Here is a 17,166-nt window from a genome sequence, read left to right as displayed (position 1 = left end):
GCCCCGCAGTCGCGAACGAAAGGGTAGCCCGGTGAGCGCGAGGAGTGCAGCGAAGCGGAGCCCCGCAGTCGCGAGCGAAAGGGTGGCCCGATGACGGAACGGGTCCGGATCGTCCGGCCGTGGGAGTGGGCCCGTCCGGAGCGCCCGGCCCGCCGCGAGGTGCTGACCGTGGTGCCCGAGCTGGAGGCGGCGAAGCCGCCGCTGCTTTTCGTACCCGGGTTCGGGCACGGGGCGTGGGCGTTCGCCGAGCACTGGCTGGGGCACGCCGCGTCCCGGGGCTTCCCGGCGTACGCGCTCAGCCTGCGCGGGCACGGCGCCAGCGCGCCGGCGCCGGAGGCGACGCTGCGGTCGTACACCCATGACGTGGTCCAGGCGGCGGCGGGCCTGCCGCGGCAGGCGGTGCTGGTCGGCCACGGCGCCGGCGCCCGGGTGGTGGCACACGCCCTGGCCCGCTACCCGGCCCGGGCGGCGGTGCTGGTGGCGCCGGTGCTCGGCGGCTGGGGGACGTTCGGCACCGCGCTGCGCCGCAACCCGGTCGGCACCCTGCCGGCGGTCTTCGGCGGTCGGCTGCGACTGCACCGCCGGCAGCTGTTCAGCCGGGAGCTGCCCGACGGCGAGGCCCGCGGGTACGTCTCGCGGCTGGGCCGCGCGGGCCGGCGGGCCCAGTGGCAGCTGGTCACCGGCAGGCAGCCGGAGCCGGCCGTGGGCCGCCCGCCGGTGCTGGTGCTGGGCAGCCCGGACGACCGGGTGGTGTCGCCGTCCGCGCTGACCCGGGCCGCCCGCCGGTACGCCTCGGCCCCGCTGCTCTTCCCCGGCATGGGGCACGACCTGATGCTCGACGCCCGCTGGCGGGAGCCGATCGACGCGATCCTCGACTGGCTGGAGAAGGACCCGGCACCGGCCGCCGGGTGAGCGCCGGGCACCGGCCTCAGTCGGTCGTGCCGATCCGGCGCAGCAGTGAGCCGGTCTCGTCCAGGGCGGTCAGGTACGACCGCGCCCAGGCGTGGATGTCGTCGCGGAGCAGGTGCCCGCGCATCGCGCGCATCCGCGCGGCGACGTCCTCGGGCGTGGCCCGCAGCGCCGCGAGCAGCCCCTGCTTGAGCCCGTCCAGGTCGTGCGGGTTGACCAGGTACGCCTGCTCCAGCTCGGCGGCGGCCCCGGCGAACTCGCTGAGCAGCAGTGCCCCGGTGTCGTCCACCCGGGCGGCGACGTACTCCTTGGCGACCAGGTTCATCCCGTCCCGCAGCGGGGTCACCGCCATCACGTCGGCGGTCCGGTAGAGGGCGACCAGCTCGGCCCGGTCGAACGGCTGGCTGAGGTAGTGGATCGCCGGCTCGCCGACCCGGCCGAACTCACCGTTGATCCGGCCGACCTGGTGTTCCACCCGGTCCCGGAGGATCTGGTACTGCGCGACCCGGTCCCGGCTGGGCACCGCGACCTGGATCAGGACGGTGTCCCGGACCTTGACGTCCCCACTGGCGAGCAGCTCGCGGTACGCCTTGAGCCGCTGCTCGATGCCCTTGGTGTAGTCCATCCGGTCGACGCTGAGGACGACGCGCTCGGGGTCGCCGAGGTCCTGGCGGAGCCGGCGGGCCCGGTCGGCCACCTCGGGCCGGGCGGCGAGCGCGGCCATCTCGGCGGTGTCGATGGAGACGGGGAACGCGCCGACCCGGACCACCCGCTCGCCGACGTTGATCCGCCGGTCGGTGGCGGGCAACCCGAGCACCTTGGCCACCAGTTGGGCGAAGTTGTGCGCGGCCTGGGCCCGCTGGAAGCCGATCAGGTCGGCGCCGAGCATCCCGCGCAGCAGCTCGGTCCGGCGGGGCAACTGCATGAACAGCTCCGGCGGCGGGAACGGCACGTGCAGGAAGAAGCCGATCCGCAGGTCGGGGCGGAGTTCCCGGAGCAGCCCGGGGACCAGCTGGAGGTGGTAGTCCTGCACCCAGACCGTGGCGCCCGGCTCGGCCGCCTCGGCGGCGGCCTCGGCGAACCGCTGGTTGACCCGCTGGTACGCCTCCCACCAGCGGCGGTGGTACTCGGGCTGCTCGACGGCGTCGTGGTAGAGCGGCCAGAGGGTGGCGTTGGCGAAGCCCTCGTAGTGGTCGCGGAGGTCGTCGCCGGTGAGCGCGACGGTGTGCATCCGGACGCCGTCCACGTCGGGCAGGTGTGGTGCCGGGCCGGTGCCGCCGGCCCAGCCGACCCAGGCGGCCGGGGTGTTGCGGAGCAGCGGGTGCAGGGCGCTCACCAGGCCGCCGGGGCTGCGGCGCCATTCGAAGGCGCCGTCCGGCGCCACACTGTCGTCGACGGGAAGGCGGTTGGCCACCACCACGAGGGGACTCTGTCGCATCTCGGGCATTCCGATCAGCCGAGGACCGACCCCCGGAGAGACGGGCAACCCGGACAGCCGGTACGGGAAGTGACGTACAGCGATATTCCTACTGACAGTAAGTTACACCACTGTTACGCGACCGGCCCGGCGGGCCGCCGTCCCGGGATTCGGGCGGCGGACGGGGGGTGAGGTGGGTCAGACGACCGCGCCGTCGTCCGGGTCGTCCTCGTCGGAGTCGCCCGGACGCAGCCGCCAGATCAGCATCACGAAACCGGCCAGGATGCCGGTGAAGCCGAGCAGTGTCACCACCGACGGGTCGGTGACCGGCAGCACGGTGGGGGAGAGGAAGAACACGAACCCGAGCACGATGCAGAGCACGCCGATCACCGCGTACTTCGAGAAGCGCGGCAGCGGGGGCGGCGGTGGCGGGGTGTAGTGCTCGTCGTCGTCGGGCAGGTCGGCGCCGAAGGTGTCCAGCCCGTCCAGCAGCGAGGGCTCGTCGGGCCGGCCGCGGTTCACCGAGATCCCGGAGACGTCCGCCGCGTACGGCAGGCGCCGCACATCGGTGGCGGTCGGGCCGGCGGTCTCCTCGGTGCGGCCACCGGCGCCCGCGCCCGTACCGGGCGGGTCGAGGGGCTCGTCGACGTCCTCGGCGGCCGGCCACGGGTGGCTCCCGGCGGCCGGCGCGGTGTGGAAGCCGGCCACGATCTTCGCCCACTCGGCCTCGACGTCCGGCTCGTCCCGGGCCGACTCGCGGCCGCCCTCGTCGGCGAGCTGGGTGAGGTAGTCCCGGGCGGTGGTCAGGTGGGACCGGTCGACGTAGAGCCGGTCGACCGGTCGGGACGGGACGGTGGTGGTGCGGGTGACCGGGTTCAGGTCCGCGGAGGGTTGCAGGTACGCCGCGATCCCGCCGGCGGCGAGCACGTCGAGCAGGTGTTCGCCGACGCGCGGATCGACGTCGCCCGCGACCGCGTACTCGGCCGCGTCGAGCCCGTTGTCCCGCCGCCCTCGGCGTGGCCCACCCGCTGACACCGGACACCCTCCTCGCCGCACCCGTCGGTGCGTCCCGTTCCGACGCCCCGCACGCCGTGCCCTGAATCGTGACACGTCCACACCCGGTTCCGGGAGTGCGTTGTGGCGTGCCGCTCCCGTTCGTACGCTCTCCCGGACGATCCCGCTCGCCGGCGGTGCCCCCGGGGGCGTGCCCCAACGCGCCCCCGACGGCCCGCGCCGGGTGCCCGGCCGACCGTGGTCGTCACCGCCCCTGCCTGGAAGGACTCCGGTGCTGTACTGGCTGCTGAAGTACGTCATCCTCGGCCCGCCGCTGCGGCTGATCTTCCGGCCACGGGTCGAAGGGCTGGAGAACATCCCGGCGACCGGCCCGGTCATCCTGGCCAGCAACCACCTCTCCTTCTCCGACTCGATCTTCACGCCGCTCGTCGTCAAGCGAAAAGTCACATTCATCGCGAAAGCGGAGTATTTCACCGGGAAGGGGATCAAGGGCTGGCTGACCAAGATGTTCTTCGTCGGCTCCGGCACCATCCCGGTCGACCGGTCGGGCGGCCAGGCCGCCAGCGCCGCGCTGGACACCCAGCTCGACGTGCTGCGGGCCGGCGGGATCGCCGGCATCTACCCCGAGGGCACCCGCTCGCCCGACGGCCGGCTCTACCGGGGCAAGACCGGCGTGGCCCGGCTCGCCCTGGCCAGCGGCGCCCCGGTGGTGCCGACGGCGATGCTCAACGCCGACGAGATCCAGCCACCCGGCCAGCTCATCCCCAACGTCAAGCGGGTACGGATCCGTTTCGGCGCCCCGCTGGACTTCTCCCGGTACGCGGGGCGGGCCGGCGACCGGTACGTCGAGCGGGCCATCACCGACGAGATCATGTACGAGCTGATGGAGCTCTCCGGCCGCGAGTACGTCGACGCGTACGCGCAGAAGGCGAAGAGCCAGCCGGCGCGACCGGCACCCGCCTGACGCGCGGCGGCCCGGCTCAGCCGGCCGTGGCGAGGCGGAGCAGTCCGCTCGCGGCGTTCCGCTCGGCGAACGCGCGTACCCGGGCGAGCGTGTCGGCCGCGCCCTTCGGGTCAACCTCCGCCAGCGGCCCGACCGACAGGGCGGACGCGATGACGTGGTCGGTGACGGTGGTCATCTCGGCGTAGCTGCGGGCCGCCGTCGTGAGCAGGTCGGCCGCCTGCCGCGCGTCGCCGGCCCGCCAGGCCAGGGCCGCGTCGGCGGAGCGCCCGGCCGCCCGCGCCCACCGGGTCGCCCGGGGCGCACGGGCCAGCAGGTCGCGCACCAGCAGCGCCGCCTCGCCGCCGAGCACCCCGGCCACGTGCCCGATCGCCGGCACCCACTCGGCGAACGGGATCATCCGGGTACGCCGCCAGTCGGCGTCCAGTTCGCGCAGCAGCGCCAGCGCCTCCTCGCGGCGGCCCTGGACCGCCCGGCACAGCGCCGCGTGCGCCACGGTCGAGCGCAGCACCCGGTGGAAGCCGCTGCGCCGGGCGGCGACCAGCGCCTGGTCCACCAGGTCCGGCCCCGCGCCACCCTGCGGGGCGGCCGCCGGCGCGTCGCCCAGGGCACGGATCCAGCCGGACACGGCCACGATGTGCAGGTCCCACTCGTCGGTCGGGCGCCGCGTCGACCCCTCGGCCATCCGCAGCGCCGCCGCCCATTCACCGCTGTAGTACGACCGGGTCCACTGGTCGGCGAAACTCACCGTCAGGCCGTGCTCGCCGGCCAGGTCCATCGACTGCTGCTCGTCGATCAGCCGGGCCGAGCCGGCCAGATCGCCCTCCTCCTGCAACGCCCAGGCCAGGTTGTGCACGGCCCGCCGGCGGCTGGTCAGCCGCTCCACCCGGCACTCCTCGGTGATCGCGGCCAGCTCCGCGTACGCCTCCTCGGCCCCGGCCTGGTAGCGGGCCACGGCGAGGGTGATGCGGCCGTTCGCCCGCGCCTCGCGCAGCTCCAGCCGCTCGGCCAGTTCGGTGGCCGCCTGGGCGGCGGCGCAGGCCGGCTCGGCCGCCGCGTCGAGCATGTGCACCCGGGCCAGTTCGAGCAGCGCGCCGACCTTGTCCTCGCTGTCCGGCAGCCCGGCGTGCAGGCCGATCGCCCGGTCCAGGCAGCGCAGCGTCTCCGACCGGTCGGCCCGGGCCCAGGCCGCGGTGGCCAGCAGCCGCCAGGCCTTCGCCGCGCCCGGCAGGTCGCCCGCGCCGGCCAGCCGCTCGGCCAGCCCGGTGAGGACCTCGGTGCCCCCGTCGACCAGGAACCCGTCGCTGTCCCGGTAGAACGCCACCTCGGCCTGGAACAGTTCCAGCGTCGGGTCCGGGCCGCAGTCCACCGCGAGGGCCCGGCCGACCAGGGTGGCCGCGGTGTCCAGCGCGTGCAGCTCGTACGCCCGGCGGGCCGCGCGGTGCAGCGCGGTGCGGGTGGCCCGGGCGTACGGGGCCGGGTCGAGCCCGACCGTGCGGGCGATCTCGTGCGCCGCCCAACGATGGTTGGCCAGCACCTCGGCCAGGTCGTGTGGCCGGCCGTCGGCGAGCTGTTCCAGCCAGTCGGCGGTGCGCTGGTGCCGGGACACCCGTTCGGCCCGGGGCAGCCGTTGGTAGCAGACGTCCCGCACCAGGATGTGGCGGAAGCGGTACTCCGGTTGCCCGGGCATGGTCGAGGTGGGCAGCTCGTAGACCAGGTCCCGGCGCTGGAGCCGGTGCAGCGCCCGCTCCACCCACTCCACCGGGCGGTTGAGCGACAGCGCCACCGGCGCCGCCCAGAACTGCACCCCGACCACCGAGGCGGCCTGGAGCACCCCGCGATCGGCCGGGTCGAGCAGGTCGAGCCGGTTGGCGATGACCGCCTGCACGGTGCGGGGCATCTCCGACCCGCCGGCCGGGTCGAGCCGGACCGCGTTCTTCGCCGGGTCGACGAGCCCGCCGTCGAGCAGCATCCGCGCGTACTCCTGCGCGTAGAGCGGGTTGCCGTCGGCGAACTCGATCAGCGGGGCGCGGGCCTCCGAAGGCAGGGTGGCCTGCCCCAGCAGCAGCGAGTAGAGGACGTCGATGTCCCCGTCGTGCATCGGCGGCACCGAGATCGACATCGCGCCGCTGATCGTGCCGGTCCAGGCCGGGTGCCGCTCGCGCAGCTCGGGGCGGGCGGTGGCGAGCACCAGCAGCGGCACGCCCCGGGCCGCCGCGCCGAGCTGCTCGACGAAGGAGAGCATCGCCTCGTCCGCCCAGTGCATGTCCTCGAAGACGAGCACCGTCGGTGCGGTCGCGGCGAGCGCGAGCAGGAACCGCCGCCAGGCCGCCTCGGTCTCCGCGGAGGTGAGCCGCTCGCCGGGTACGCCGATCAGCGGGCCCAGCGCCTCGGCCAGCCGCACCGCGTGCGGGTCGGCCAACCGGCCCAGCCGTTCCCGCAGGCGCTCGCGTTTGACGGTCGGATCGTCGGAGTCGGGCAGCCCGGTCCAGCTCTTGACGATGTCGGCCAGCGCCGCGTACGTGACGTTCTCGCCGAACGGCGGGCAGTGGCCGGTCAGCCAGGTCACCCGGGAGCCGGGCAGGTTCGCCGCGTGCCGGGCCAGCTCGCGCAGCAGCCGGCTCTTGCCCACCCCGGCCGGGCCGAACACCGTCACCAGTTGCGAGGTGCGCTCGGTGACGGTGCGGTGCAGCGCGCTGACCAGCAGACCCCGCTCGTGGTCCCGGTTGACCATCGGGGTCAGCTCGGCGGTGTGCGCGTCGCGCTGGGGTCGGGCGCGGACCGCCAGCCAGATCCGGCTGACCGCGGAGCGCCCGCGCAGGGTCACCGGCGGCTGGTCGGCGTACTCCATCTCGTGCCGGGTGGCCGCCCAGGTGCTCTCGTCGACCACCACCCCGCCGGTGGGCGCCAGTCCCTGCAACCGGGAGGCGGTGTTCACCACGTCGCCGGTGACGAACGCCTGGCCGCCGTCGCGGGCCGCGGTGAGGTCGACCAGCGCCTCACCCGTCGCGATGCCGACCCGGAACCCGAGGGGCGGGTGCGGGCCGGCCGGCTGCCGGGCCAGGCTGCGCTGCAGCTCCAGCCCCGCCCGGACGCAGCGCAGGGCGTCGTTGTCCGTCGCCACCGGCGCGCCGAACAGCGCCATCACCGCGTCGCCGATGTACTTCTCGACCACGCCGCCGTAGTGGTGGACCAGCCGCCGGACCGTGGCGAAGTAGACCTGTTGCAGCCCTCGCGCCTGCTCCGGGTCGGCGCGCTCGGCGTACTTGGTGAAGTCGACGATGTCGATGAACAGCACGCTGACCTGGCGCCGGTCCTCCTGGGGCGCGACGGAGTGGTCGCGCAGCGGCTGGCCGCAGTTGGTGCAGAAGTTGGCCTCGGCGTTGTTGGTGTGGCCGCAGCTCGGACAGGTAACCGTCAGCGGCCGACCGCATCCGCCGCAGAAGCGGTCGTCCGGCCCGGCGGACCGGGAACAGTGTCCACAGGTGAGGTCGATGTCCGGCTCCGTACGCGAGAGGTTCCCAGTATCCCGCCCGGCCCCCGAGTCGGGTACCCGACGTGCGGCGGGACGTCACGGCTGATCGGCGGGGTCTAGTCTTCCGTACCAGAAAGAGACGCCGATAGGGAGAGTGCCGTGCACGTCCGGCTGTGCGCCTCCTGGATCGATCCACGAGGGACGGTCTGGGCCCCGGGCGACACCGTCGACGTCGACGCCGTCACCCTCGCCGAACTGGAGGAAATGGGCATGGTGGAGCAGCCCGAGGGTCAGAGCTCTAGCTCGACCGAGAGCACGACGAGCAGCAAGAACGCGAAGACCGACCCGCAGAAGATCGGCCCCGGCCCGAGCTCGCCGCCGGCCGACACCAAGGAGAAGTGACCCGGCCGGTGGGGCCGGCGGTCGTCGCGCCGGCCCCACCGACCGTCCAGGCTCGTCTCAGGCGACCGCCGCCACCGTGGCCCGGCGCCGCGCCCGGAGACCCAGGGCCCGGGAGAGCAGCGGTACGACCAGTGCCAGCGTGGCCAGGATGCCGATCCCGGAGACGGCCAGCAGCCAGCGCGGGCCGATCGCCCCGAGCAGCGAGGCCCCGGCGAGGTACGCCAGCACCTCGGCCGCGTACGGGAACATGTAGACCGTCCCGAAGACCACTCCCAGCCGCTCGGTCGGCACGTTCTGCTGGATGAGGGTGTCGGCGGCCACGTGGTGCCAACCGGCCCCCGCCCCGGCCAGCGCCTGCCCCACCAGGGCGATCCCGATCGCCGGGCTCACGCCGGTGGCCAGCGTCCCCACGCCGAGGGCGAGCAGGGCCGCGTAGAGCACCAGGTCCATCCTGGTCCGCCGCCCGGTACGGGTCAGCAGCAGCGGACCCGCCACCATGCCGACGCCGTACGCGGTGCCGAGCAGGCCGATCATGACCTCGGTGGCCGCGAGTTCGGTCCGGCCCAGGGGCACCACCGCGAGGTTGTCCAGCGCCGCGAACGCCACCAGCACCAGGAACCCGACCGAGACCGCGCGGACCACCCGGCTGCCACGGACCACGCGCAGCCCGGCACCGAGCACCTGGCGGAACGGTTCGGTCCGGGTCGCCGCCGGCGCGGAGAGGGTCCGTACCCCGCCGATCAGTAGCGCGGACAGGACGAAGGTGCCGGCGTCGACGACCAGCGTCACGGTCAGCCCGACGGTGGCCAGGAGCAGGCCACCGATCGCGGGGCCGGCCGCGAAGCCGATGTTCATGCCGACCGCGAGCTGCGCGTTCGCCGCCGGCAACCGGTCCGGGTCGACGAGTCGGGGCAGCAGGCTGCGACCGGCCGGGGTGAAGGCGGTGGCCGCCACGGTCGCCGCGGTGACCGCCGCGAGCAAGATCGGTAGCGGCGGCATGAGCAGCGCCACCGCCAGGTAGAGCAGCGCCTGGGCGACGTCGCAGCAGACGATCAGCCGGCGCTGGTCGAAGCGGTCGGCGAGCGCGCCCAGCAGGGGGCCGAGCAGCCTCGGTGCGGTGGTGGCCAGCAGCAGCAGGGCGACGGCGGTCCCGCCGTACGTGTCGTACGTCGCGATCAGCAGGGCGGTGCGCGCGAGCTGGTCCCCGGCGTACGAGACCAGGCGCGCGGACCAGTACCGACGAAAGGCGACATTGCCGCGGATCAGTGACATGCCCGTCAACTCCTCGCTCCGGCAGGTCTGTCCGATGGGGCCCCGGGACAGGGGCGTGCCGGGCAACCTTGGCAGTGGGCGGCGACCCAGGACAACGGCCCTTCAGCCAGTGATGTATGCACATATGTCCCATTTTGAGCCCATCGTTCCTGCCGTAGCGTCTGTGCTGCACCGAGCAACCGCGACGACAACCAGGGAGGCACGATGTCCACCTCGACGAACACCAGCGCTGACACGACGACCGGTTGGGTCGGACCGGGCTACTGGCAGGGCCCCGGCTTCTGGTCGGGTCCGACCCGCGGCTGGGCCGGTCCGACCCGGTGGAACGGCCCGAGCCGTCGCTGGTCCGGTCCCAGCAACTGGATGGGTCCGACCCGCTGAACCGCACTACCTGGTCACGCCGGCTGCCAAGGCAGCCGGCGTAGCCGTGTGCGGAGCCGTAGCCGTGTGCGGAGCCGTAGCCGTGTGTGGAGCCGTAGCCGTGTGCGGAGCCGCGGCCGGGCGGCGCGGCGGGCCAGCGTCGCGCTCCGGGGTCCGAAGGGCCCACGACCGGACCCCGTCCGATGCCGCCCGACCGTTTCGCGGCGCGGCGGACGCCGGTCGGGTCAGCGGTCGTTCATCCCGGCGCGGCGGCGCAGCGCGGCCACGTCGGTCACCACGATCCGGCGTCCCTCGGTGCGCAGCCAGCCCCGGCTGGCGAACGAGCCGATCGCCTGGTTGACGCTCTGCCGGGAGCCGCCGGCCATCTCGGCGAGCTGGCTCTGGTTGAGCTCGATCGTGATCATGGGGGCCTGGCTCTCGCCGGCCAGCCGGACCAGCGTCTTGGCCACCCGACCGGGCAGGTCGAGGAAGACGTGGTCGGCGTTCTGCTCGGTGAGCCGGCGGATCAGCCCGCCGAGCGACCGCATCACCGCGTCGAGGATGCGCGGGTTGGAGTGCACCAGCTCCATGAACGCCGGACGGGACAGCGCCAGGGCCGCGCAGTCCTCGATGGCCTCGGCCGAGGCGGACCGGGTCGAGGCGTCCAGCAGGGAGACCTCACCCAGCACGTCCGGCGGTCGGATCACCGTCAGCACGGCGCGTTCGCCGGTCGGCGCGGTGCGGAACACGGCCACGGCCCCCCGGCGCAGCACGATGAGAGACTCGCCCGGGTCGTTCTCCACGAAGAGCAACTGCCCCTTGCGGTACGTGCGCGGCACCGCTGCGGCGATGACCCGCTGTCGCACCTCCGGCTCGAGCCCGGCGAACATCTCCACGCCCGTGAGCGCGTCACCCGGCTCCGGCAGGCGAACCTCCACGGCCCAACCCCTCCCCGGTCAAGGACCACAACTCGCTCACCGGGGTGAACCTGACAGCCCGGTACGAGGCATCTGAACCGGTTCGGCGTCCGGTAGCGGTACACATCAGATCATGACGCTCCGGTCGCGTGCTGTACACCCCTGGAGACACTTCCGTGACCCTTCCGAGCTGCGCCGCGAGCAGCGGCGTCGACCTCGGTGGACGCCCCGCCGAACAGCCGTCGGCAACGGTGGGTGAGGATGACGGGGATGGTCTACCGCTATTTCTACGACTGCGAATTCATCGAGGACGGCCGGATCGTCGACCTGGTGTCGATCGGCGTCGTCGACGAGTACGGCCGCGAGTTCTACGCGGTCTCCACCGAGTTCGACGACTCCCGCGCCATCCCGTGGGTGCGCCGCAACGTGCTCGACAAGCTTCCGTCGCCGGCCGACCGGGCCTGGCGGTCGCGGGCGCGCATCCGCGACGACCTCTACGAGTTCCTGCTGGAGCCGATCCGGGACCGGCCGGGCGAGCAGCTTGAGCTGTGGGCCTGGTACGCGGCGTACGACCACGTGGTGCTGGCCCAGTTGTGGGGGGCGATGCCGGCGCTGCCCCGGGAGATCCCGCGGTTCACCAAGGAGCTGCGCCAGCTCTGGGACGACCGGGGCCGGCCGAGGCTGCCGGACGCCGACGCGGACCGGCACGACGCCCTGGTCGACGCCCGGCACAACCTGGCCCGCTGGCAGGCGATGACCGGCTAGCCGAGATCTGCCTACCGCCGGGTAGCCCCTGGGGCGCGGTGTCGTCGTACACCCGCGCGGGCTACAGTGCGCACTGACGGCCCGCCCCGGGCCGGCAACGGCGCCGATGGTCTGATCTGACACATATCCTGGGGCTTATCCGGGCTTGACCTGATGCTCCAGGAGGATGAGCAGATCATGCGTATCGGCGTGCTCACCGGCGGCGGCGACTGCCCTGGTCTCAACGCGGTGATTCGGGCGGTGGTCCGCAAGGGCGTCGCCACCTACGGTCACGAGTTCGTGGGCTTCCGGGACGGCTGGAAGGGCCCGCTGGAGGGCCTGTCCAGGCCGCTGGGCATCGCGGAGGTCCGTGGCATCCTCCCGCGCGGCGGCACCATCCTCGGTTCGTCCCGTACCAACCCGTTCAAGATCGAGAACGGTGTCGAGCGGATCAAGGAGAACCTGGCCGCGCAGGGCGTGGACGCCCTGATCGCCATCGGCGGCGAGGACACCCTCGGCGTCGCCACCAAGCTGCACGAACTGGACGTCAAGGTCGTCGGCGTGCCGAAGACCATCGACAACGACCTCGGCGCCACCGACTACACCTTCGGCTTCGACACGGCGGTCAACATCGCCATGGAGGCGATCGACCGGCTGCACACCACCGCCGAGAGCCACCACCGCACCCTCGTGGTCGAGGTGATGGGCCGGCACGCCGGCTGGATCGCGCTGCACGCCGGCCTCGCCGGCGGCGCCAACGTGATCCTGCTGCCCGAGCGGCACTTCGACGTCGACCAGGTCGCCGGGTACGTCGAGAAGCGCTTCCAGCACCAGTACGCCCCGATCGTCGTGGTCGCCGAGGGCGCCCAGCCGCTGGAGGGCCAGATGGTCCTGCACAACCAGGAGCTGGACTCGTTCGGCCACGTCCGCCTCGGCGGCATCGGCCAGTGGCTCGCCGAGCAGCTGGAGGCGAAGACCGGCAAGGAGGCCCGTACCGTGGTGCTCGGCCACATCCAGCGCGGCGGCACCCCGACCGCCTTCGACCGGGTCCTCGCCACCCGCCTCGGCCTGCAGGCCATCGACGCGGTGCACGAGGGCGACTGGGGCAAGATGGTCGCCATGAAGAGCACGGACATCATCCGGGTCCCCCTCGCGGAGGCCACCCGGGAGCTGAAGACCGTGCCGCTGGAGCGGTACGCCGAGGCCGAGGTCTTCTTCGGCAGCTGACCGACGGCCGGTGGCGCGGCGGGCCCGCGAGGGACCGCCGCGCCCCGCCGCCATCGAGAGGGGTACGGCGTCATGGCACCCGAGGTGCACACGGTCGCGGTGATCGGCGCGGGCAAGATCGGCGAGCTGATGCTCTCCGGGCTGCTCCGCTCCGGCTGGCCGGTGGAACGGCTGCTCGCCACCGCCCGGCGTCCCGTCCGAGCTGAGGAACTGGCCAACCGGTACGGCGTACGGGTGGTGGACAACCTCACCGCGGTGGACGAGGCGGCGGTGCTCGCCATCTCGGTCAAGCCACAGGACGCCGGGGCGCTGCTGGACGAGATCGGCCCGAAGGTGCCGGCCGACAAGCTGGTCATCTCGCTCTGCGCCGGCCTGCCCACCAGCTTCTTCAACCGGCGGTTGCCCGAGGGCACCCCGGTGGTCCGGGTGATGACCAACACCCCGGCGCTGGTGGACGAGGCGATGAGCGCGATCTCGGCCGGCGCGTACGCCACCGGCGAGCACCTGGCCCTCGCCGAGGAGATGTTCCAGCCGCTCGGCGCGACCGTCCGGGTCCCCGAGTCCCAGCAGGACGCGGTGACCGCCCTCTCCGGCTCCGGCCCCGCCTACTTCTACCTGCTGGTCGAGGCCATGATCGACGCCGGCATCCTGCTCGGCCTGCCCCGCCAGGTGGCGCACGAGTTGATCGTGCAGACCGCCATCGGCTCGGCGGTGATGCTGCGCGACTCCGGCGAGCACCCGGTCAAGCTGCGCGAGGCGGTCACCTCGCCGGCCGGCACCACCATCTCCGCCATCCGGGAGCTGGAGAACCACGGCGTACGCGCCGCCATGCTCGCGGCCCTGGAGGCGGCCCGCGACCGTGCCCGCGAGTTGGCCGCCCAGGCCGACTGACCCTGGCAGGGCTTCGACCGGACCAGGATGCGGACCGCACGTGCGGACCTCGGGAGGACGGCATGACGGTCACCGCTGACGACCTGGACGCCGCGACATCGCGCGTGGCGGCGGCCCTGGGGCCGGTGACCGGTGTCGACTGGTCGCGGCCGGCCGGCGCGCTGGAGTGGGACTGCCGGCACACCGCCGAGCACCTGGGCGACACCCTGCTGTCGTACGCGGCCCAGTTGGTGGCCCGCCCGGACGACCGGTACGTACGCTTCACCGCGGTCGCCGATCCGGACGCGTCGGCCGCGCAGCTGCTGGAGTTCGCCACCTGCGCGGCCCGCATGCTCGCCCTCGTGGTCCGGGCCACCCCGTCGGGGGCGCGGGCGTTCCACCCCGCGGGCCACGCCGATCCGGAGGGCTTCGCGGCGATGGGGTGCCTGGAGGTGCTCCTGCACGGCGAGGACATCGCCTCGGGCCTCGGCGTGGCCGTCGACCCGCCGCGCCCGGTCTGCGCGCGGGTCGTCGCCCGGCTCTTCCCCGACGTGGCCGCCGGGCTGGCCGAGGTCGACCCGTGGGACGGGCTGCGCTGGTGCGCGGGCCGCCTCGCGCTGCCCGGCCGGCCGCGGCGGGGCCGCTGGCAGTGGCGCGCGGCCCCGATCGGCGGCTGACGGATCGCCGGCGGCGGCGCTCGGGTTCGCGATCGTGCCGCGCACGTAGGCACCCTCACCGCGCGGGCCCACGGGCAGGCTGCCGGGCCACGGCCGCCGCCTGATGCTCCCTTCGTGCCGCATACTGGCGCGGTGTTCACTCTCGCCCAGGCGCGGCATCTGGTGGCTACGCTGCGGCCCCGCGTCGACGAGCTGATCCGGCTCCGCGCCGACCTCGCCGAACTCCGGGTCGACCTGGCCGACCACGGCGTCAGCGCGCTCGGCGGGCTGGCCGAGGTGAAGGCCCTCGAAGCCCGGCTGCACGCCGTCGTGGAGGAGATCCACCAGCACGACATCCAGGTCAAGGGCATCGCTCCGGTGCTGCTGGACTTTCCCGGCGAGCGCAACGGGCGGGCCGTGCTCTGGTGCTGGCTGGAGGGGGACGACGACATCCGCTGGTACCACCGGGTGGAGTGCGGCTTCGCCGGCCGCCGCCCGGTCTGACGCCGACCCGGCACGGCCGGCGCGCGGCCGATCCCGGCGCCGGGCCGCCGACCGGGGCGGCCGGGTGCCGCCTCCGTCCCGTCGTCGGCCGGGGTACCGTGCCGCCATGGTCGACGCACGTCGGGCGAGCCACGAGGACGCCGCCGAGCTGGTCCGGCTGCGCGGGCTGATGCTCGCCGCGGTGCGGGGCACGGAACCCGGGCCGGGCCGGTGGCAGGACGTCGCGCGGGAGAACCTGCGGGAGTGGCTGGCCGAGCCCGAGCCATGGCTGGCGGCCTTCGTGGTGGACGCGTCGGACGGCGGGCTGGCCGCCTGCGCGGTCGGCACGATCGAGCGCCGGCTCGGCAGCCCGCACAACCCGAGCGGCCTGGTCGGCTACGTCTTCAACGTCAGCACCGACCCGGACCATCGCCGGCGCGGCCATTCCCGCTCCTGCCTGACCGCGCTGCTGGACTGGTTTCGCGACCGGGACGTGCGGACGGTCGACCTGCGGGCCTCCGAGGCGGGGCTGCCGCTCTACCGCTCCCTCGGCTTCCAGGTGACCCACGACCCGGCGATGCGGCTGTCGCTCCCGCCCACGACGGCGGACTGAGCGGGGGTCCGAACCGATCGGGCCGGCCGTCGACCACCGGACGAGGCCAGCGCGATACGTCCGGCGTCGGGGCGGGAACCTCCCGCCCCGACGCGGCGATCAGTTGTCGGCGTAGCGGCGGGCGGCGGCCAGGGCGGCGCGCAGCTTCGCCGCGTCGACGGGCGCCGGTCGTTCCCAGTCGCCGGCCGGGTCGGCCGCGTAGAGGGCGGCGTACGCGGTGGTGTCACGCTGGAACCGCCAGCCCTCGGCGAGCCTGCCGACATCGACTGCGTCGTAGCCGAGCGAGTCGAGGAACGCGGTGACCGTGCCCTTGGCAGCCGGGTCGTCGCCGGCGATCGGCAGCGCGCTGCGGTCGTCCGCGCCGGCCGGCCGGGCCAGGGCGAGCAGATGCTTGAAGTAGATGTTGTTGAAGCCCTTGACCACATGCGACTCCGGCAGGTGCCGCTGGAGCAGTTCGCTGGTGGTGGTCGATTCGTCGTCCAACTCCGGGAACCGCCCGTCCCGCTCGGGGTAGTAGTTGTTGGTGTCGATGACGATCTTGCCGGCGAGCGGTCCGGCCGGCACCTCCCGGTAGGCCCGCAGCGGGATGGTGACCACCACGAGGTCACCGGCGGCGGCCGCCTCGGCGGCGGTGGCGGCGCGGGCCCGGGGACCCAGCTCGTCCACCAGTTCCTTGAGGGTTTCCGGTCCGCGTGAGTTGCTGAGCACCACGTCGTGGCCGGCGGCCACCGCCAGCCGGGCCACGGTGCCGCCGATGTTGCCGCTGCCGATCAGTCCCACAGTTGTCATGTCCGTTGCCAACCGGCCGAAGGCGACCGGCATTCCCCACTGTGGTGGTTGGTTATCCGGCCGAGCCGACACCCGGATTGTGGCGTAACGTTCATCTGGCGAAAACCTTCAGTGATCAGGGCAACCCTGGTAATGATTTGTATGCAAAAGGGTCTATCGGCAAACCCTGCGAATCGTTGATCTTCCGTCAGCGTTTGATCTATTGATATCAATCTCCCACCAACACCCTCCACCCCCAGGAGTGCGACGTGCGGAGATCCCGTCTTGCCACCTTTGCCCTGACCCTGGCGTCCTCGCTCGGTGTCACACTGGCCATGGCCGTCCCCGCCCAGGCGGCCGCCACCGACCGGTACGTCGCGCTCGGCGACTCGTACGCCTCCGGCGTCGGCGCCGACAGCTACACGTCCGAGAGCGGCTCCTGCATGCGCAGCAACAACGCGTATCCCGCGCTCTACAACACCAACATCAAGCCGGCGTCGTACCGCTCGGTGGCCTGCTCCGGCGCGACCACGACCGACGTCATCAACAACCAGCTCTCCGCGCTGTCGTCGACCACGACCCTGGTCAGCGTCACCATCGGTGGCAACGACGTCGGCTTCTCCAGCATCATGACCACCTGCGTGCTCAACAGTGAGGCGCAGTGCATCGCCGCCATCGACGCGGCCGAGAACAAGGCCCGTAGCGAGCTGCCGGGCAAGCTGGCCAACGTCTACAACGGCATCAAGAGCCGTTCGCCCAGCGCCCGCGTGGTGGTCGTCGGCTACCCGGTCTTCTACCAGCTCGGCAACCCGATCTGCGTCGGGCTCACCGAGAAGTCCCGGGCGAAGATCAACGAGGGCATCAACCTGGTCGACGACATCATCCGGACGGCCGCCACCTCGGCCGGCTTCAAGTTCGCCGACGTCCGGTCGAGCTTCGTCGGTCACCAGCTGTGCAGCGGCGGTGAGAAGTGGCTGCACGCGCTGAACTTCCTCAACCTCACCATCTCCTACCACCCGACGGCCGCGGGCCAGTCCGGCGGCTACTACCCGGTCTTCCGCTCGACGGCGGGCTGAGC

Annotated in this window: 17 protein-coding genes; 11 read left to right on the top strand and 6 right to left on the bottom strand. The window is 73.3% G+C overall.

Annotation, left to right across the window (positions count from 1 at the left end; genetic code table 11):
• The first annotated feature begins 90 nt into the window (after nt 1-90).
• On the top strand, nt 91-912 hold the full coding sequence (locus GA0070621_RS15720) for an alpha/beta hydrolase (RefSeq protein WP_091196278.1): 822 nt from the start codon (nt 91-93) through the stop codon (nt 910-912).
• A 16-nt stretch (nt 913-928) separates the two neighbouring features.
• Here the strand turns inward: GA0070621_RS15720 and GA0070621_RS15715 are convergent, their stop codons facing one another.
• Nucleotides 929-2,347, bottom strand: a complete 1,419-nt coding sequence (locus tag GA0070621_RS15715; RefSeq protein ID WP_091202486.1) for an alpha,alpha-trehalose-phosphate synthase (UDP-forming) — start codon at nt 2,345-2,347, stop codon at nt 929-931.
• Nucleotides 2,348-2,524: 177 nt separating this feature from the next.
• A complete protein-coding gene (locus GA0070621_RS15710; protein ID WP_091196274.1) occupies nt 2,525-3,361 on the bottom strand; it encodes a hypothetical protein in 837 nt (278 codons plus the stop codon).
• A gap of 250 nt (nt 3,362-3,611) precedes the next feature.
• Here GA0070621_RS15710 and GA0070621_RS15705 point away from each other — a divergent pair, with 250 nt between their 5' ends.
• Nucleotides 3,612-4,304, top strand: coding sequence for a lysophospholipid acyltransferase family protein (locus GA0070621_RS15705; protein WP_091196271.1), 693 nt, complete (start codon nt 3,612-3,614; stop codon nt 4,302-4,304).
• Nucleotides 4,305-4,320: 16 nt separating this feature from the next.
• On the opposite strand, the gene GA0070621_RS15700 is transcribed toward GA0070621_RS15705, so the two are convergent.
• Entirely contained in the window at nt 4,321-7,797 is a 3,477-nt protein-coding gene (locus tag GA0070621_RS15700; RefSeq protein WP_091196269.1) for an ATP-binding protein, read from the bottom strand.
• 138 nt (nt 7,798-7,935) lie between these two features.
• On the opposite strand from GA0070621_RS15700, the gene GA0070621_RS15695 reads away from it, so the two are divergent.
• Nucleotides 7,936-8,178, top strand: a complete 243-nt coding sequence (locus GA0070621_RS15695; protein WP_091196266.1) for a hypothetical protein — start codon at nt 7,936-7,938, stop codon at nt 8,176-8,178.
• A gap of 57 nt (nt 8,179-8,235) precedes the next feature.
• Here the strand turns inward: GA0070621_RS15695 and GA0070621_RS15690 are convergent, their stop codons facing one another.
• The gene (locus tag GA0070621_RS15690; RefSeq protein ID WP_091196263.1) at nt 8,236-9,450 is read right to left on the bottom strand and encodes an MFS transporter; all 1,215 of its coding nucleotides are present in this window, start codon (nt 9,448-9,450) and stop codon (nt 8,236-8,238) included.
• Nucleotides 9,451-9,654: 204 nt separating this feature from the next.
• Here GA0070621_RS15690 and GA0070621_RS29580 point away from each other — a divergent pair, with 204 nt between their 5' ends.
• On the top strand, nt 9,655-9,831 hold the full coding sequence (locus GA0070621_RS29580; protein WP_157740000.1) for a hypothetical protein: 177 nt from the start codon (nt 9,655-9,657) through the stop codon (nt 9,829-9,831).
• 224 nt (nt 9,832-10,055) lie between these two features.
• Here the strand turns inward: GA0070621_RS29580 and GA0070621_RS15685 are convergent, their stop codons facing one another.
• Nucleotides 10,056-10,748 carry a Crp/Fnr family transcriptional regulator gene (locus GA0070621_RS15685; protein WP_091196260.1) on the bottom strand — a complete coding sequence of 231 codons (693 nt, stop codon included), beginning with the start codon at nt 10,746-10,748 and terminating at the stop codon, nt 10,056-10,058.
• Nucleotides 10,749-10,997: 249 nt separating this feature from the next.
• Here GA0070621_RS15685 and GA0070621_RS15680 point away from each other — a divergent pair, with 249 nt between their 5' ends.
• The 6 genes from GA0070621_RS15680 to GA0070621_RS15655 all read left to right on the top strand — a co-directional run bounded on the left by GA0070621_RS15680 (nt 10,998) and on the right by GA0070621_RS15655 (nt 15,320).
• A complete protein-coding gene (locus GA0070621_RS15680) occupies nt 10,998-11,492 on the top strand; it encodes a polyadenylate-specific 3'-exoribonuclease AS (protein WP_091196258.1) in 495 nt (164 codons plus the stop codon).
• 177 nt (nt 11,493-11,669) lie between these two features.
• On the top strand, nt 11,670-12,698 hold the full coding sequence (locus tag GA0070621_RS15675; RefSeq protein WP_091202485.1) for a 6-phosphofructokinase: 1,029 nt from the start codon (nt 11,670-11,672) through the stop codon (nt 12,696-12,698).
• Nucleotides 12,699-12,770: 72 nt separating this feature from the next.
• Complete coding sequence (proC, locus tag GA0070621_RS15670) at nt 12,771-13,589, top strand: pyrroline-5-carboxylate reductase (protein WP_091196255.1); 819 nt, start codon at nt 12,771-12,773, stop codon at nt 13,587-13,589.
• 62 nt (nt 13,590-13,651) lie between these two features.
• Nucleotides 13,652-14,245, top strand: coding sequence for a maleylpyruvate isomerase N-terminal domain-containing protein (locus GA0070621_RS15665; RefSeq protein WP_091196252.1), 594 nt, complete (start codon nt 13,652-13,654; stop codon nt 14,243-14,245).
• Nucleotides 14,246-14,377: 132 nt separating this feature from the next.
• Entirely contained in the window at nt 14,378-14,728 is a 351-nt protein-coding gene (locus GA0070621_RS15660) for a DUF2203 domain-containing protein (protein WP_091196250.1), read from the top strand.
• Between the two features lie 106 nt (nt 14,729-14,834).
• Nucleotides 14,835-15,320 (top strand): GNAT family N-acetyltransferase, encoded by a 486-nt coding sequence (locus GA0070621_RS15655; protein ID WP_091196247.1) that lies wholly within the window; start codon nt 14,835-14,837, stop codon nt 15,318-15,320.
• Nucleotides 15,321-15,419: 99 nt separating this feature from the next.
• On the opposite strand, the gene GA0070621_RS15650 is transcribed toward GA0070621_RS15655, so the two are convergent.
• Entirely contained in the window at nt 15,420-16,109 is a 690-nt protein-coding gene (locus GA0070621_RS15650; protein ID WP_091202483.1) for an NADPH-dependent F420 reductase, read from the bottom strand.
• 248 nt (nt 16,110-16,357) lie between these two features.
• Here GA0070621_RS15650 and GA0070621_RS15645 point away from each other — a divergent pair, with 248 nt between their 5' ends.
• On the top strand, nt 16,358-17,164 hold the full coding sequence (locus tag GA0070621_RS15645; RefSeq protein WP_091196245.1) for an SGNH/GDSL hydrolase family protein: 807 nt from the start codon (nt 16,358-16,360) through the stop codon (nt 17,162-17,164).
• Nucleotides 17,165-17,166: the final 2 nt, after the last annotated feature.

Source organism: Micromonospora narathiwatensis (genome assembly GCF_900089605.1).
Lineage (GTDB): Bacteria > Actinomycetota > Actinomycetes > Mycobacteriales > Micromonosporaceae > Micromonospora > Micromonospora narathiwatensis.
This window is presented reverse-complemented; position numbering and strand designations above follow the sequence as displayed.

Coding starts and splice junctions, on each gene's coding strand:
- GA0070621_RS15665 (WP_091196252.1), top strand. CDS start 13,652: ATGACGGTCACCGCTGACGACCTGGACGCCGCGACATCGCGCGTGGCG.
- GA0070621_RS15675 (WP_091202485.1), top strand. CDS start 11,670: ATGCGTATCGGCGTGCTCACCGGCGGCGGCGACTGCCCTGGTCTCAAC.
- GA0070621_RS15720 (WP_091196278.1), top strand. CDS start 91: ATGACGGAACGGGTCCGGATCGTCCGGCCGTGGGAGTGGGCCCGTCCG.
- GA0070621_RS15690 (WP_091196263.1), bottom strand. CDS start 9,450: ATGTCACTGATCCGCGGCAATGTCGCCTTTCGTCGGTACTGGTCCGCG.
- GA0070621_RS15715 (WP_091202486.1), bottom strand. CDS start 2,347: ATGCGACAGAGTCCCCTCGTGGTGGTGGCCAACCGCCTTCCCGTCGAC.
- GA0070621_RS15655 (WP_091196247.1), top strand. CDS start 14,835: ATGGTCGACGCACGTCGGGCGAGCCACGAGGACGCCGCCGAGCTGGTC.
- GA0070621_RS29580 (WP_157740000.1), top strand. CDS start 9,655: ATGTCCACCTCGACGAACACCAGCGCTGACACGACGACCGGTTGGGTC.
- GA0070621_RS15650 (WP_091202483.1), bottom strand. CDS start 16,109: ATGACAACTGTGGGACTGATCGGCAGCGGCAACATCGGCGGCACCGTG.
- GA0070621_RS15680 (WP_091196258.1), top strand. CDS start 10,998: ATGGTCTACCGCTATTTCTACGACTGCGAATTCATCGAGGACGGCCGG.
- proC (WP_091196255.1), top strand. CDS start 12,771: ATGGCACCCGAGGTGCACACGGTCGCGGTGATCGGCGCGGGCAAGATC.